We start from the raw sequence: 16,439 nt of genomic DNA on the forward strand, positions 1-16,439 counted from the left end.
TCAATAATACCAAACCACTAAAAAAGTTAGATAAAATATCTTTTAGTGCAAAACTGAGTACAAATGTTACACCCCCAAATCCTACCCATAACCCAGTTAAATCTATTCCTAATGTTTGTAGAAATAAAAAGCCTCCTATCAAGAATATAATGATTGGCAGAGTCTTCTTAATGATAGGAACTAATACATCATCCCACTCTGCCTCTGTTTTTTCTGCGTACTGACTGAGGTAGTAAGAAACTACCTGAGTAAATAATTCACTTACTAAATAAGTGCTGACAGCAATAATTGCTGCAATCAATAATTTTTCAATAATATCTAAATATTTTAAAGAGTCTAAATCATCAATTTCTATTCTGAGAAAAATCAGGATAAAAATTATTGGCAGAGGAGTTTGTAAAATGTTTAGAGTTAAAATTCCTATTTCATTATTTAACTTCCGAAATAAAAACCTAGCCGCATAGAATAGCACTATATATAAAATAAAGGCTAAAACAGTCCAAATGATTAAATCTCCTAGAAAATTACTTAGCTCCTCTTTAATCAAGAGTAGGAAATTGATGGTTGGAGAGTCTAATAATTGTAAAACTTTCAACATAGTCTAAATTAATTCCTATTTGTTTTTTCAGTTGAAACTATACTTTGAAGAAGGAAGAAGGAAGAAGGAAGAAGGAAGAAGGAAGAAGGGAAAATTGCTTATGGAGTCCACACCCAAAACAATTTTAAGCACCCCCATTGACGCTGGGGTATTAAACCTACAAAAGAAAAGATAATTTAAATTGATAAGTTTAACAGCCAATGACCAAAACATCAGGTCTCATATAAAACCAGGGTAATTAGTTATCGTATTGCTAAGAAGTCAGGGGTCAAGAGTCAGGAGTCAGGAGTCAGGAGGCGCGGAGTCAGGAGGCGCGGAGTCAAGAAAGGATGTGAACTATTAAATTTTTAAATTCGTATTCAAACAGAACATCTGTATTCAGAAGAAGTAATTTTGCAATTACTTTATAACCGGATTATATATCAAGCCTACCCTTTCAAGGGGATAAAAAAAGAAAATTAAGTATTTTTTTGCATCCTACTTTAGTAGGAGCTACTGTTAACTGATAACTAATAACTGAAATTACCGAAAAATTCAGGTATAAAGCCTCTCCATTCATGGAGAAAAAAGCGGTCGTAGTGCAGCTTCCCGTAGGGTGGGATGGCGAGGAGACCTCGCCATATCCATGAGACCAAGAGAAGAAAAAAATCCTTTGATCCAATCCTCTTATTTATTTTATAAGAAGAGGTAATTCTAAATTCTAAATTCTAAATTCTAAATTCTAAATTCTTGCAATAATCTCCCCCGTGGCCAGACGAGTACCATTAGCAAAATCCCAACCAGAAACCCCCTTCTTTCCTGACAACTGCACCTGCCACAATAACAACCAACCAGCCCCAGTTTGCAGCACTGGTCCCAAACCCTTAATAACTTTCACTACTTCCCCCACACTCCCAGAAACCTCAGACTCAGAAGACCAAACCTTCTCTAACTTCTGTAACTCAGGTGGCAACTCCGACCAATATTCAGCACCTACTGGCACAGTTGCCATTACCTTCAAAGACTGACCCCGAAAACTGGTGACACAGTTAGGAAAAAACCCCCTTATTTGGTTGTGAATTTCCAAAGCACTCCTGGACCAATCAATTTGATAATCAGAATTTTGAATCAGCGGAGCATAAGTTGCCAAAGAATCATCTTGAGCAATAGGTTCAATATCCCCTTTCTCCAACTTCAACAAAGTTTCCCACAATAAATTAGCCCCATCCTTTGCCAAAACTTCCGCCACAGATGCAGCATTATCCAATAAACTCATAGGAATAATACTCTTCAACAACATTGGACCTGTATCCATCCCCACATCCATCAACATCGTGGTATTACCTGTTTCCTTCTCACCATGATAAATAGACCACTGAATAGGAGCAGCACCGCGATACTTGGGCAAAATCGAACCATGAACATTTACACAACCCAACTTCGGCATATCTAAAATTTCCGCAGACAAAATCTGTCCATAAGCAACTACCACAAATACATCTGCTTGTGCTTGTCCTAATAAATTGAGAGTTTCAGTATGTTTTTTAACTCGACGGGGTTGCCAAACAGGGATACTGTGAGAAACTGCTAATGATTTAACTGGAGATGGGATTAGTTTATTACCACGTCCCCGTCGCTTATCAGGTTGAGTGACAACTGCCACAACTTCAATTTCTGGCCGAGTTAATAATTTTTCCAGAGTGGGAACAGCAAATTGGGGTGTGCCAAAGAATATTATTTTCATAGAAGGAAGTCAAAAGTCAAAAGTCAAAAGTAAGATTTTATAGAAGCTCAAAACGAAGTTATAAGTTATAAGTAAAATTTTATAGAGCTACAAAACGAATGGTATAATAAAATTTATACATAAATATAGTCATATATAGTCAAGTGATGTCAAATATCTCCGTTTATTTGTACAAAAGAGCGCCTTTATATTTGACAAAATTTAATAACTCAAAGGCAATATGTTTAATAGTATAATGAAATTGGCTGGTAATTCCAGACTAAATAAAAATAAAAATTCCTAAATTCTCGAATCCTAATATAATTTTAACCCCTTGATTTATGAAATTAGTTGAGAGACATATCCCATACAAAAAATCATCGATTTTATGATGAAATTGACAGACTATGTTTCTTGTCGAAAAATCTTTATAACTATGGCAATTATTTAGTGCGTCAATCTTTCATATTTGAAAATACTTATCGTTACTATTACGACCTGCAAAAAACACTCTCTACTCAACCAGACTATAAAGCAATGCCAGCTAAAGTCTCTCAACAAATATTGATGATACTAGATAGAAACTGGAAAAGTTTTTTAGCTGCGAATGAAGTCTATAAACAGAACCCATCAAAGTTTAATTCTCGTCCTCGCCTTCCTAGATATAAAAATAAAATAACGGGAAGAAATCTTGTAGTTTATACCACACAAGCCATCAGCAAGAGGCAATTAAAACAAGGAATTATTAATCCCAGTAAAACAGGAATTTATCTAAAAACTTTAGTACCTACTGCACAAATTAAACAAGTTCGTCTCATTCCAAGACTTAATCATTATGTAATAGAGGTAATTTATGAGAAATGTGAAAAACAATACGAGCTAGAGAAAAATCGTTGTGCCAGTATTGATATAGGATTAAACAACTTAGCTACATTTTCATGTCGGCGAGAGCCGAAACCTTTAATAAGCGCCGAAATCAAACCCAAGAGTGATAAATGGCAGACCGTTAAAATCTATAAATCAATACTACAACAAAGTTAAAAGCTTCCTACAGTCTCAACTCCAGGAAAATCAATCAAGTAAGAGACTAAAAAAGCTTATGTTAAAAAGAGAATTTAAAATCAACGATTATCTTCATAAATCATCTCGTTTAATTATTAATACCCTGATTAATCAGAAAATAGGAACATTAATAATAAGGCACAATGAAGAGTGGAAGCAGAAGATAAATTTAGGGAAAAGAAATAATCAAAATTTTGTATCTGTTCCCTATAACAAATTAATAGAAATGTTATCTTATAAAGCCAAGATGGTAGGGATAGATGTAATTATTACAGAAGAATCTTATACCTCAGCATCGAGTTTTATAGATAATGATTTAATTCCAGTGTACAAGGAAGGTGAGAATAATCAAGTCACTTTTTCAGGAAAAAGAGTAAAAAGAGGTTTGTATCGTACCGCAAGCATTGGGTTAATCAATGAGTTACGTGAACGGTTCTCTAAATATTATGAGAAAAGCAGTCCCAAATGTCTTTGACCATGGGATAGAGAAGCCAGTGCGTTGGGCGGGTCCCCCGACTTGAAGCAACTGGCGTGGTGTTGTAGTTCACCCAGTCAGAGTAACACCTGCGATCGGGAGGATATGTCATATTTGACTATATTTTTATGAACTATAAAAACATTCTCTATCTTCAACATTACCAAATCTTGATAAATTTTTTCCCTCCTGACTCCTGAGTCCTGTTCATTATATGGATAATGGATAATGGATAATTGATAATTACCTCTGGTTAAAACCGTTACGGAATTGAATATAAGGAATATTTTCTTTTCTCTTGGTCGATTGGATATGGTTAGGAAACCCATCCATCCCATCCTACGGAATGCTCCGCAAACGACCGCTTTTTCCCCTTAAAAGGGGAGGCTTTAGACCTGAATTATTTAATTATTAATTATTAATTATTAATTATTAATTATTCGGTGAATATGCACCTTAGACATTTACATTTACGACAGTTTCGGAACTATCTAGACCAGAAAGTTAATTTTGATGCGGCCAAAACAATTTTAGTGGGAGATAATGCCCAAGGTAAATCTAATCTACTGGAGTCAGTAGAGTTACTTTCTACTCTCAAATCTCATCGGGTTAGTCGCGATCGCGATTTAATCCTAGATGGCAAACCAGCGGGACAAATACAAGCTAACTTAGAAAGACAAGTTGGAAATATTGAGCTGACTTTAACTGTACGGAGTCAAGGTAGACGCACTGTGGCAGTTAATGGTGAAACTTTACGTCGCCATTTAGACTTTTTAAGCATTCTGAATGTGGTTCAGTTTTCCAGTCTAGATTTAGATTTAGTCAGAGGTGGGCCTGAAGTTCGCCGTCACTGGTTAGACCGACTATTGGTACAACTCGAACCTGTCTATGCTCACATTCTGCAACAGTACAATCAAGTTTTGCGCCAACGGAATGCTTTGTTAAAGCAGATGCGCCAACAGAAAATGGCAGCAGAAACTACTGGTTCCATAAATTCTATTTCTCCTCAAGAGTTAGCTTTGTGGGATGCTCAGTTGGCAACTACTGGAGCGCGGGTAATTCGCCGAAGAAAGCGTGTTTTACAGAGGTTAGCGCCATTAGCGAGTGAGTGGCATCGGGCGATCGCTGGAAATATGGAAGTTTTGCAGATGGAATATTTGGCGAATGTGATGGTTGATAGTAAGGAATTGATTATTCAAGATAGTTTGGAGGGTGTACGTCAGGCTTTTTTAGAAAAAATTAAGGTACGGGCGATCGCCGAACAATATCAAGGTACTACAGTAGTAGGTCCTCATCGAGATGATGTAGCTTTTACTATTAATGATACTCCAGCAAGACAATATGCTTCTCAAGGACAGCAGCGCACTTTGGTGTTAGCGTTAAAGTTGGCGGAGTTGCAACTTATTGAGCAGGTTGTAACGGAACCACCGTTGTTGTTATTGGATGATGTGTTAGCAGAGTTAGATTTACATCGACAAAATCAGTTGTTAGAAGCAATTACAGACCGTTTTCAAACTTTGATTACTACTACTCATTTGGGGTGTTTTGATGGTCAGTGGTTACAAGATACTCAAATTCTTTCGGTGCGATCGGGAGAAATTAGTTATTTCTTGGATTTTTGATTATCAGGAAAGGCAGAGGGCAGGAAGCAGAAGGCAGAAGGGAATTATGACTCCTTATTTAGGGTTTGCTGAAAAAGTCTTTTTTAAGGAGTAGGGGAGTAGGGGAGCGGGGGAGTAGGGGAGTAGGGGAGTAGGGGAGTAGGGGAGAAATTGATGAACCACATCTTCATATCATGTCCGTTGGTATCGTTTGTGTAAAATTTAGCGTGGATATCTACAGGAAATTTAAGTTTTTTTCTTGCCTGTTGCCTGTTGCCTGTTGCCTATTTACCATACAAGACCGATGCTACCGGACATGATATCACACATCAAACTTTGTAGGGACGTTCCCATGGTTATATCATGTCCGGATAATCAACGATCAAAAACCTTCTCTCTTTGAACCTTTTTTTCCCTTCAGCATAGCTGCCTCTCTTGGTACGCATTCCCTTGCGTCTAACGCCGACGCGGAGTCGCACCGCTTCTGCCCTCTGCCTTCCTTCCACCAAAGTGTAAGTATTCAACCGGATATGATATTAGTCCCTACTAGACATCTCCAATAATAAAAAATCAAATCAATTATCCCCTAGAAATTATCAATTATTCCCCTCCACCGGAGGGGTTATATAGAATCCGGTTATATAGTATATGTTGATAATTCTATAATTACAGGACTTACGCAACGACACTAATTGTAGTGGTTAAATCAGAAATAATGACCAAATCATACACTGTATGTGGCGGTACTGCGTAAGTCCTGAATTACTTAAATATTTAATCTCCCCCACTCCCCCACTCCCCTACTCCCCTACTCCCCTACTCCCTACTCCCTACTCCCTCTTTTCCGGAGAGGTCTACTGTGGTTTGCCCAAATGAAAACCGCTTTTTATTCACCTAAAATATATAAATAAGTTTAGTATCTAGGAAATAAGAAATGGATAATAATCAAAATTCTGTATATACTTGGTGGAAAAGTCGTATTGCTGTTCGCTATTTGGTAATTACAAGTATTTTATTAATAAGTATCAACCTAGTAGCAGAAATAGTCCTAATCCGACAAAACTTGAAATGGCAGTTAGGGAAACTAGAAAAAAAAGCTGAAAATGAAGTCCAATTTTTAAGTACTATAAGTGGAGAAGCAATTGTTAAGTCAAATTTCAGCAGTTTACAAACATTTATGGAACGTATAATTAACGATAGTAATTTTACTTACAGTGCTGTCATAGATCGACAAGGAGTTATCCTCGTAGCTCAAATCGATATAGAAGACCCAATGATCGCCAAGGAGCTTAAAATACATAACTTGAAAAAAAATAATATTCTCAATATTATTAATCACCTTAAAGAAAAAGATAATATATACGAAGTAAGTTCTCCAATTATTAATAATGGTAAATATCTTGGAGAGTCAAGATTAGGTTTTTCAGTAAGTAAAACTAGAACAGAATTATCTCAAAATGTTGTCAAAACTTTAGTTATTTCTATGACTATGAGTGGAGTGCTAGTGACTGTAATAATAATTTTGTTTCAGCGACAAGTGGGTGTTCCATTACAAAAATTAACTGAGCTTGCTGCAGCACTGACAAAAAGAAAATTAGACGAAAATAATGAAACCCAAGGCAATGATCAAATAGGTATTATCCAGGGTAGTATGCATCAAATGGCCACTCAAATTCAAGAAAATTTGCTAGATTTACAACAGCAGATTGCAGAAAGGGAGAAGACAGAAACTGCGCTGCTAGAAAGAGAGAAAAAATATCGATATGTAGTTGACAATATTGCAGAAGTAATTTTTCAAACAGATGCTACAGGTAAATGGATATTTCTCAATGCAGCTTGGGAAAATATGACAGGTTTTACGGTAGAAGAAAGTCTAGGAAAGAACTTCTCAGATTTTATACATCCATCTGAGCGCCTCCAGACTCTAAACAAGTTCCAAAGTTATATCAACGATCGAGATCGAGATAGTAAAAATGAAAATATAGAATCCCTCTACCTGACTAAAGAAGGTGGGTTTTGTTGGATTGAAGCATTTATCCAAACTCATTTTGATGCAGAGGGTAATTTAACTGGAACATCGGGAACTCTGAATAATATTACCCAACGCAAACAAGTGGAGGAAGCTTTAAAGCTTAGTCAGTTTTCCTTAGACAAAGCTGCGGATGCAATTTATTTAATGGGTTATGATGCCAAATTTTTCTATGTAAATGAAGCGGCCTGTCGTACTTTAGGTTATTCCAAAACTGAACTTCTACAGATGAGGGTTTTGGATATTGATACCGTCATCTCATCTGAGGAAAAGTGGAGGAAACATTGGCAAGACTTGAAAAAATTTTGCACTTTCAGACTAGAAAGTTTTCACAGAACTAAAGAAGGTAAAATTATTCCAGTAGATGTGACTGTGAATTATTTAGAATTTAATGGTAAAGAGTATAATTGTACTTTTGTTCGGGATATTAGCGAACGTAAACAAATAGAAAAAGAAATCCGAGAAGGAGAAGTAGCTATTCGTTCTCTTTACAAAGTAGCTTCAGCACCAAAGCTTAACTTTAAGCAACGAATACAAGGACTTCTAGCTATGGGAAGACGACGTTTTGAACTTGAAATTGGTATTCTAGGATATGTTAATGGCGATCGCTACAAAGCTATTGCTGTACAAAAACCAAAACACATTGATTTTTCAGTTCAGGTAGAAGATGAGTTTGATTTAGACGAAACTTTTTGTGGCACAGTCTTTCGTTCGGAAAAATTTATATGCTTTGAGGCAGCTCAGGAATCAACATGGTATTCCCATCCTGCCTACACTAACCTTGGTTTAGAGGCATATATGGGTACTCCTGTGTCAGTGGGAAGAGTACCTCATGGTGTACTTGCCTTTGGCAGTTTAAATAAACGGACGACTCCTTTCAAAGATAGCGATCGTCAACTTTTAAGACTTATGGCTCAATGGGTAGGCAATGAATTAGAACGTCAGCAAGCTCAGATAGCTCTAGAAAGACAAGTCCAACGAGGAGTGTTATTGAGGCAAATTAGCCAAGAAATTCGCCAGAGTTTAGATATTCATACAATCTTTCAGACTACAGTTAACCAAGTTGGTTCTGCTTTTAAAGTAAATCGCTGTATGATTCATACTTACATTAACATAGCTCTACCAGAAATTCCCTATATGGCAGAATATTTGGAGACTGGGCATCCATCTTTACTAGATTTGAAAGTTCCAGTTGTCGGGAACCCCTATGTGCAACAAATTTTATCTCAAGAACGAGCTGTTTCTACTCCTAATGTAGATACCGATCCGTTGCTTAAACCAATGGTAGATTTATGTAGGCAGATAAATCTCAAATCAATGTTGGCAGTACGAACTTCTTATCAAGGAAAAGCTAATGGTATTATAGGATTACATCAATGTGATTCTTACCGTGAATGGACAACAGAAGAAATAGAACTATTGGAAGCAATAGCAGGACAAGTAGGTATAGCGATCGCTCACGCTCATCTGTTGGAGCAAGAAGTTTTGCGAAAAGAGGAGTTGACTCTGAAAAATCGTGCTTTGTCAAAAGCGACAAAAGCAGCAGAAGCAGCAGCTCAGGCAAAAAGTCAATTTCTCGCCACAATGAGTCACGAAATTCGGACACCGATGAATGCGGTGATTGGTATGACTGGTTTGCTCCTAGATACAGAACTGCAACCTCAGCAAAGAGATTTTGCTGAAACTATTCGCATGAGTGGAGATAGTTTACTGACTCTAATTAATGATATTCTTGATTTCTCAAAAATTGATGCTGATAAATTAGAACTAGAAGAACAAGCATTTGATTTACAACAATGTATTGAGGAATCTTTGAATTTGTTAGCTTTGAGAGGGCAAGAGAAAAATCTGGAGTTGGCTTACATGGTTGAACAAATGACACCCCTGAAAATTGTCGGAGATGTGACTCGTTTACGACAAATTCTAGTGAATTTGCTCGGTAATGCCATTAAATTTACTAATGCGGGAGAAGTCACGATTCATGTACAGGCAACTCCAAAGAACCGTAGTTACGAGCATGACATTTATGAAATTCAATTTGCTGTGCAAGATACTGGTATCGGTATTGCTCCAGAGCAAATGGACCGTTTATTTAAGTCTTTTAGCCAGGTTAATTCTTCTATTAATCGTAATTATGGTGGCTCTGGTTTAGGCTTGGCAATTAGTAAAAAGTTAAGTGAATTAATGGGGGGTAAAATGTGGGTAGAAAGTAAAGTAGGTGAAGGCTCAACTTTCTACTTTACCATAGCTGCTAGGCCTGCGATGGATTTAACTAACGTTAATGAAGAAGCAAAGCAATATTTAACAGAAAAACGATTACTTATAGTAGATGATAATACAACTAATCGAAAAATGCTAGCTTTACAAGGACAGTCTTGGGGAATGTTAACTTGGGCAGTTGCTTCTGGTAGTGAGGCTATTGATTTAATTAACCAAGGCATGAAGTTCGATCTAGCTATATTGGATATTGATATGCCTGAGATGGACGGCTTGGCTCTAGCGATAACTATCCGCAAACAAACTTCAGGTCGAGATTTACCTCTGATTATGTTAGGTTCGCTAGAAGAACAGAAGTTATTGACAGAATCTTCAGACATTAATTTTGCTGCATTTATTAAAAAACCAATTAGAATATCTTCGCTTTATCATACAATAATTAATATTTTTACAGGGAAAAAAGTTAGTATAGAAAATTTAGCTGTTGCACCGAAGGCTAAAATTAAGCCAGTACAAAATTTGCGAATATTACTGGCAGAAGATAATGTAGTCAACCAAAAAGTCGCCTTGTTACAGCTACAGCAGTTAGGATATCGAGCAGATGTGGTGGCAAATGGCATAGAGGTTTTAGAGGCTTTGCAACGTCAGCCTTATGATGTAGTGTTGATGGATTTGCAAATGCCAGAAATGGATGGGTTGGAAGCTACTCGTCTTCTACATCAGCAATATTCTCCTGAATTATGCCCACGTATTATTGCTGTTACTGCTAATGCTATGTTAGAGGACCGCAATGAATGTTTGGAGGCTGGCATGAGTGATTTTATCTCTAAACCGATCCAAATTCAAGAGTTAGCCCATGTACTACAGCAAGTTAATCGAATTGATGCAGATATATCAATATGGCAAAATAGTTTTGATACTAATATTATTCAAAATAATCAACATTTAAGTAATAGTATTATTAGAGATAATTCGATAAAAAAGGCCAAGTCAATGCGAGATATTACAATGTTAGAGTCAATTAGAAAGATGGGAGGCGATGAACTTTTAAATGAAATTATTGGAGATTATCTTAATTATGCTCCTGGTAGGTTAGCAGCAATTCGAGAAGCAATTACTGCTAATGATGCTAAGGCATTAAGAAGGGCAGCTCATGTTTTGCGCTCTAGTAGTGGTAATCTGGGAGGAGTTATGATGGGGGATATATGTAATCAGTTGGAAAATTTGGGACGGGCAGATACTACCATAGGAGCGGCAGAAATTTTTTCTACACTTGAAAATGAGTACGAACAATTTAAACAATATTTAATTAATTTTAAATTGAGTAATAATATTGATTTGCCAACTTCTTCAGCAACTGCTACTGCTGTCGCCGAAGATATTTCCACTGATATTTCTGAAGCAACTGCTGTGACTGGAGATATTTCTACTGATACTTATGAAGCAACTGCTGTGACTGGAGATATCTCCGCTGATACTTTCAGTAATTATATTAATAATATTAATCACTCAGTTTTAGATTTAACAGTTTTAGATTCCATTCGTCAAGCGGAAGGCACAAACGCAAATAATGTTATAGCTAAAATGATTGAGGATTATTTAGAAAATGCTGCTCATTATATGCAACAAATTTTCAATGCAATTGCTATTAATTCAACAGAAAAATTGAAACAATATACTCAACGTTTTGGTGTTTTGAGTTATCAAATTGGAGCCATAAATATTCCTAGTTTATGCGATAAATTAGGAAATTTACCCGGTTCTGAACTGATAACTGAAGGCATGGATTTGGTATTAGAACTTGATAGTGAATATGAAAAAGTAACAGCAGTTTTGAAACAGGAGTTATTGAGTTATGTAAATAATTAATAATTAATAATTAATAATTAATAATTAATAATTAATAATTATTGAATGTATTTCATAGTGCATCTACCTTTTTACCGAAAAATTCATGTATAAAGCCTCTCTATTTATAGAGAAAAAAGAAAAAAATCCTTTGCTCCAATCCTTTTATTTACAAGAAGAAGTAATTTAGAATAATTAATAATTAATAATTAATAATTATTGAATGTATTTCATAGTGCATCTACCTTTTTACCGAAAAATTCATGTATAAAGCCTCTCTATTTATGGAGAAAATAGAATTCGGTTGAATAGTTATTGTATAGTTGGGAGTAGGGGAGTGGGGGAGTGGGGGAGATTAAAGGCTTGAAGTAATTATAAAATTATCAACATATACTATATAACCGGATTCTATATCACATACATATACTATATAACCGGATTCTATATAATTCTAAATTCTAAATTCTAAATTCTAAATTCTAAAAAAGCAGTCCGCAGGAAATGCTTAAGGTTAAAATTACTGTAAATCTGAGGGAGTATTACAGTTAAATAACATTTTTTCTACCTGAGTATCAATGGATATTTGTTGAATTGGAATTCGAGTTAGTAAATTTTGAAAGGAGCGATCGCCAAGGTCAATATATTTTTGTAATTCAATTTTTATCTGTTGCCGATAGAAACCACATAATGGTTCCCATCCTTGAGGTGTTTTCGGAACAAAAGCTAAAATTTCAGGAGAAAGTTGGTTCAACTGAGTTGCCCAAGTTTGAATAATATCTAAGTTCAACAGAGGTAAATCACACCCTAATAGTAAAATCCAATCGCTATTTATTTGAGCTAATCCCTGAGTAAAAGCAACTAAAGGTCCTTCAGTTTTAATCTCCGTTAACCATTCACATTCTGTAGGTAAAATATGCTGATATTTTTCTGGCCAAGGAGTAATAAGATAAACTTTTTCCGTACATTTACTAGCTACTTGATAAACTCTTTTTAGCATAGGTATATTTTGCCAAGGAATTAAAGCTTTATCTTTACCCATACGAGAACTTTTACCACCTGCAAGAATGAGTGCTACTAGATGATTTTTCTGGAGTGAAACTGAAGATGTATTCATATCATGTCCGCTTGAATACTTATATTTTAGTGGAAGAAAGGCAGAAGGCAGAAGGGTTTCTTAAAATTGTGACTTAATTCTATACACGCTCCAACGCTATCAGACATCATATCATTCAATGCACGACCATTACAATGCACCACCACCACCAAACTTTCTTCTCCTTCTCCTACTGATATATTATTTTTTTCACCACTTCTCCCTCCTGACTCCTGACTCCTGGCTCCTGACTCCTACTGAATATATTATTTTTTTCACCACTTCTCCCTCCTGACTCCTGACTCCTGACTCCTGACTCCTGACTCCTCCCTAATATTTGATGTAAATTAACCACATCACCAATAACCGCAATAGCTGGTGCTTTAAACCCAGTTACTTCAATTTGTTCTACAATATTTTCGAGAGTAGCAATTAATTCTTTTTGATCGGGACGAGTTCCCCACTGAATTAAAGCAATGGGTGTTTCTGGCGAACATCCGGCGACCATAAGTTCTGTAATAATATTATGTAAGTTATGAACTCCCATATAAATTACAATAGTTTCTGAACCCTGAGCGATCGCTTGCCAGTTTATATTTGCTCGATATTTACCTGTTGCTTCGTGACCTGTGACAAAAGTAACTGAGGAACTATAATTTCTGTGGGTAAGGGGAATACCAGCATAAGCAGGTGCAGCAATACCAGAAGTAACACCGGGAACAACTTCTACAGGTACTCCTGCTTGCATTAAGTCTTCCATCTCTTCTCCACCACGACCAAAAATAAAGGGGTCGCCTCCTTTCAAACGTACTACCACTGCATGAGTTTGAGCTTTTTGAACTAGCAGTTGAGTTGTTTGTGTTTGTGGTAGGGAGTGGCGACCGCGACGTTTGCCTGCATTGATTTTTTCTGCATTGGGGTTAATCATTGCTAGGATAGGACTGCTGACTAGAGCATCGTAGATAACGACATCTGCTTGTTCTAATAGCACTTTGCCTCTGAGTGTAAGTAGTCCAGGTTCTCCCGGTCCTGCTCCTACTAAATATACTTTGCCTACACATTTTGACTGATTCATATTTATTATTTTAGATAATTATGCAATATAGTTAAGTAATTCTATTCAGTTATTGAGCTGTTATTTAGAACTACTATATTTAATCATACAAATAGTCTAATTTTATGTCAATATTCTATTTTTTTATCCATTTTATACAAAGAATTAGGGTAAGAATTTCCTGGGGAATGCTGCGCAAACAGCTATTAATTGTCAGTTATCAGCAAAAAAAGGGGGGTTTAATAAATGATAGACTGTTTCAGCCAGCTTTTATAGTAAGTATAAATTATGACTCAATTAGTAAAGCTTTTATCTAAAATTAAAAGCAATAGCTGATGGCTTAATGTGTTATACAAATTTGATAAATGTTTCCTACAAATAGCTAGGGTATTTCTTAGAATCCAGCAATTCTGCAATCCAGAATTCGTATGGGGATAGATTTAATACCATTTTTGATGTTGTAAATTATCTTTTTCCTCAAATATACTTTATTTGAAAGTTTATTTATGATTCTTATTATTCGTAACATTCTTTTTTCAAAATGGTATAATACCATTTCTCCATGAAGTTGCGCTTAATAAAAGATAACAGCTATTAGTAAAATTCAGGTTTTGGTAAGAACTTATTAAGCGCATTGTTACAGATAAATGGTATTACGAATGAATAAAGAAGAGTTCATTAATGGATAATTGATAATGGATAATTGATAATGGATAATTGATAATGGATAATTGATAATTACCTCTGGTTAAAACCGTTACGGAATTGAATATAAGGAGATATTATTTCTTTTCTCTTGGTCGATTGGATATGGCGAGGAGACCTCGCCATCCCTCGACCGCTTTTTCCCCTTAAAAGGGGAGGCTTCAAGGCGCGAATTATTTAATTATTAATAATTAATAATTCGGTAATTGTTAATTATGGTTTGCTGATTAAATCTAAAAGCATTGACATATAAAGGTTTTAGCATTTTTTAGTTAAAAAAAGGTCCAAGCTTTTAGGTCGTAATGGTTCAAAAAATTAGCATTTTAGGCTCATAGTTGCGCAGAATAATCAAGGGATTATTCTTCCTCCTACCTCCTCTATAATTCCCCGTTCCTCCTGTCTCCTGTCGTAAGCATTCAGCCGTCAGCCATCAGCTATCAGCTATCAGCTATTGCTTTTAGTTTAGGATAAAAGCAATATTTAACTGTCTTACTACAAAAGTTGCCTCCCTTGCCCTTAAAGTCAGTTGTTAATTTAAACACCGTCCTTTAAGGAGAGAGTCTTGTTGCTGAAGTCCGCAGTTCCTCTGTAGGAGGCTAGCTGACAGCTAATAGCTAAATGCTTACCTCCTGTCTCCTACCCTTACCCATAAGACTTTTTCAGCAAACCCTAATTATTAATTATTAATTATTAATTATTAATTATTAATTATTAATTATTAATTATTAATTATTAATTATTAATTATTGAATGTGGTTGTACCTCTAAAGTACCATTATCATAAAATAAAATTGTAAACTCAGCCCATTCTGTTTTGAGTGATTCTTTTTTAGTAGCAGCGTCAGAATTAACTAGACTGGGTATCGGTGTCTTTTCCAGATGATCTGCTGCTATTTGATTAAAAGGTTCGTAAGTAGCGATCGCTCCATTTTTATCTACTTTAACTAGGTATATTGAAGTTATATTGAGGGGAGTTTTCCAGGCTCGATCGATAGTATTGTATAGTTTTTGTTTTAATTCTAATAACTCTGTTTTGTTGGTAATTTTTTTAGCTATTGGCTCTATATTTTGGGGTGGAGAATTAGTTGTTGTTCTTACATGGTTGTTGGTATTTTGATTATTTTTTTTTGCAGCCTTCTCTGAAAATTCAGATGTTTTATTTACTGTCTCAATACTGCCGACCATTGTTGGTTGAACTTGACTTTTATCTATTGTCTCTAAGAGCTGACTTTTTGTCTCTGTTGAACTTGAGTTATAAACAACATTAGCTACAACTTTAGCTTTATTTTCTTGATAAATATCTCTAGCGATCGGGATGCGATAAAATCCAGCAATAAAAACTAGAATAAGAGTAGTTAATGAAATTAATGATGCTGTTTTAACTTGTTTAGTTAATTCCGTTTTACTGCCAGGGACTGTATCTTTAGCTGAAATATCTATTTTCACAATTATCATTTCGGCTTCCTGGGGTTGGATAGTTATTTCTTTGCTTGAACCAACTCTAATGTGCAACAGATTAGAAAATTTTGCTTGCCGCAATACTTGCACTGGTTTATTAGAAACTACTCCCTTTTCTTCTAGTCTCTGAACAATTCTTCTTGTATCGTCACTGCTGATAATTCGATCTACTATTGCTATTTGCCCTGTTTTTAAATCCGATAAATTCATCATCATTAATTCTTATTAATTTATTGTTATTATTTTCTCCAAGATTCTACATTATATTAGAGTTGTTGGGAAATAAAAATTCAAAGGGTGCATCTCAATGCGTGAATAAAGCCAAAAATTTATCGCTTTTAGGGACTTCCAAATAAAAAACTATCCCATTAGACATCTCCAGAAAAGAGGGAACACCGGAGCTGGGAACAGGGAACCCACCCCTAGCCCCTCCGGTGGAGGGCAGGGCTGTTTCATTCTCGATAGACACGGGGACACGGGGACACGGGGACACGGAGACACGGAGACACGGAGACACGGGGATGAGGGCTTTTAATTTATGATTAAAAGTTGACTTTTCACCATTTTAGTTAGAGTAAAAGGGATGCTTATTGGCGC

At 35.8% G+C, this 16,439-nt stretch carries 8 protein-coding genes and 1 pseudogene; 4 read left to right on the plus strand and 5 right to left on the minus strand.

What is annotated here, in order from left to right:
- Together F6K54_RS11665 and fmt are read right to left on the minus strand one after the other, a co-directional pair.
- Positions 1-598: pseudogene (locus F6K54_RS11665) on the minus strand (mechanosensitive ion channel domain-containing protein); the annotation flags it as partial.
- A 721-nt stretch (positions 599-1,319) separates the two neighbouring features.
- A complete protein-coding gene (gene fmt, locus F6K54_RS11670; RefSeq protein WP_293077603.1) occupies positions 1,320-2,321 on the minus strand; it encodes a methionyl-tRNA formyltransferase in 1,002 nt (333 codons plus the stop codon).
- 330 nt (positions 2,322-2,651) lie between these two features.
- Between fmt and F6K54_RS11675 the strand changes: the two genes are divergently transcribed.
- From F6K54_RS11675 to F6K54_RS11690, 4 genes are all read left to right on the plus strand, one after another.
- A complete protein-coding gene (locus tag F6K54_RS11675) occupies positions 2,652-3,341 on the plus strand; it encodes a hypothetical protein (RefSeq protein WP_293077605.1) in 690 nt (229 codons plus the stop codon).
- Positions 3,289-3,837 (plus strand): transposase, encoded by a 549-nt coding sequence (locus tag F6K54_RS11680; RefSeq protein WP_293077607.1) that lies wholly within the window; start codon positions 3,289-3,291, stop codon positions 3,835-3,837. The genes F6K54_RS11675 and F6K54_RS11680 overlap by 53 nt, the downstream gene beginning before the upstream one ends.
- A 449-nt stretch (positions 3,838-4,286) precedes the next feature.
- The gene (recF, locus tag F6K54_RS11685) at positions 4,287-5,459 is read left to right on the plus strand and encodes a DNA replication/repair protein RecF (RefSeq protein ID WP_293077608.1); all 1,173 of its coding nucleotides are present in this window, start codon (positions 4,287-4,289) and stop codon (positions 5,457-5,459) included.
- Positions 5,460-6,372: 913 nt separating this feature from the next.
- Positions 6,373-11,553 (plus strand): response regulator, encoded by a 5,181-nt coding sequence (locus F6K54_RS11690; RefSeq protein WP_293077610.1) that lies wholly within the window; start codon positions 6,373-6,375, stop codon positions 11,551-11,553.
- A gap of 496 nt (positions 11,554-12,049) precedes the next feature.
- On the opposite strand, the gene F6K54_RS11695 is transcribed toward F6K54_RS11690, so the two are convergent.
- The 3 genes from F6K54_RS11695 to F6K54_RS11705 form a co-directional block, all read right to left on the minus strand.
- Positions 12,050-12,646: a molybdenum cofactor guanylyltransferase gene (locus F6K54_RS11695; protein WP_293077612.1), complete on the minus strand. Its 597-nt coding sequence runs from the start codon at positions 12,644-12,646 to the stop codon at positions 12,050-12,052.
- 169 nt (positions 12,647-12,815) lie between these two features.
- On the minus strand, positions 12,816-13,700 hold the full coding sequence (cobA, locus tag F6K54_RS11700) for a uroporphyrinogen-III C-methyltransferase (protein ID WP_293077614.1): 885 nt from the start codon (positions 13,698-13,700) through the stop codon (positions 12,816-12,818).
- Positions 13,701-15,116: 1,416 nt separating this feature from the next.
- Positions 15,117-16,058 carry a FeoA family protein gene (locus F6K54_RS11705; RefSeq protein WP_293077616.1) on the minus strand — a complete coding sequence of 314 codons (942 nt, stop codon included), beginning with the start codon at positions 16,056-16,058 and terminating at the stop codon, positions 15,117-15,119.
- Positions 16,059-16,439: the final 381 nt, after the last annotated feature.

Source organism: Okeania sp. SIO3B5 (genome assembly GCF_010692555.1).
Lineage (GTDB): Bacteria > Cyanobacteriota > Cyanobacteriia > Cyanobacteriales > Microcoleaceae > Okeania.

Excerpts from the sequence above, each read along its gene's own strand:
- F6K54_RS11695 (WP_293077612.1), bottom strand. The coding sequence starts at position 12,646 with ATGAATACATCTTCAGTTTCACTCCAGAAAAATCATCTAGTAGCACTC.
- F6K54_RS11690 (WP_293077610.1), top strand. The coding sequence starts at position 6,373 with ATGGATAATAATCAAAATTCTGTATATACTTGGTGGAAAAGTCGTATT.
- F6K54_RS11705 (WP_293077616.1), bottom strand. The coding sequence starts at position 16,058 with ATGATGATGAATTTATCGGATTTAAAAACAGGGCAAATAGCAATAGTA.
- fmt (WP_293077603.1), bottom strand. The coding sequence starts at position 2,321 with ATGAAAATAATATTCTTTGGCACACCCCAATTTGCTGTTCCCACTCTG.
- cobA (WP_293077614.1), bottom strand. The coding sequence starts at position 13,700 with ATGAATCAGTCAAAATGTGTAGGCAAAGTATATTTAGTAGGAGCAGGA.
- recF (WP_293077608.1), top strand. The coding sequence starts at position 4,287 with ATGCACCTTAGACATTTACATTTACGACAGTTTCGGAACTATCTAGAC.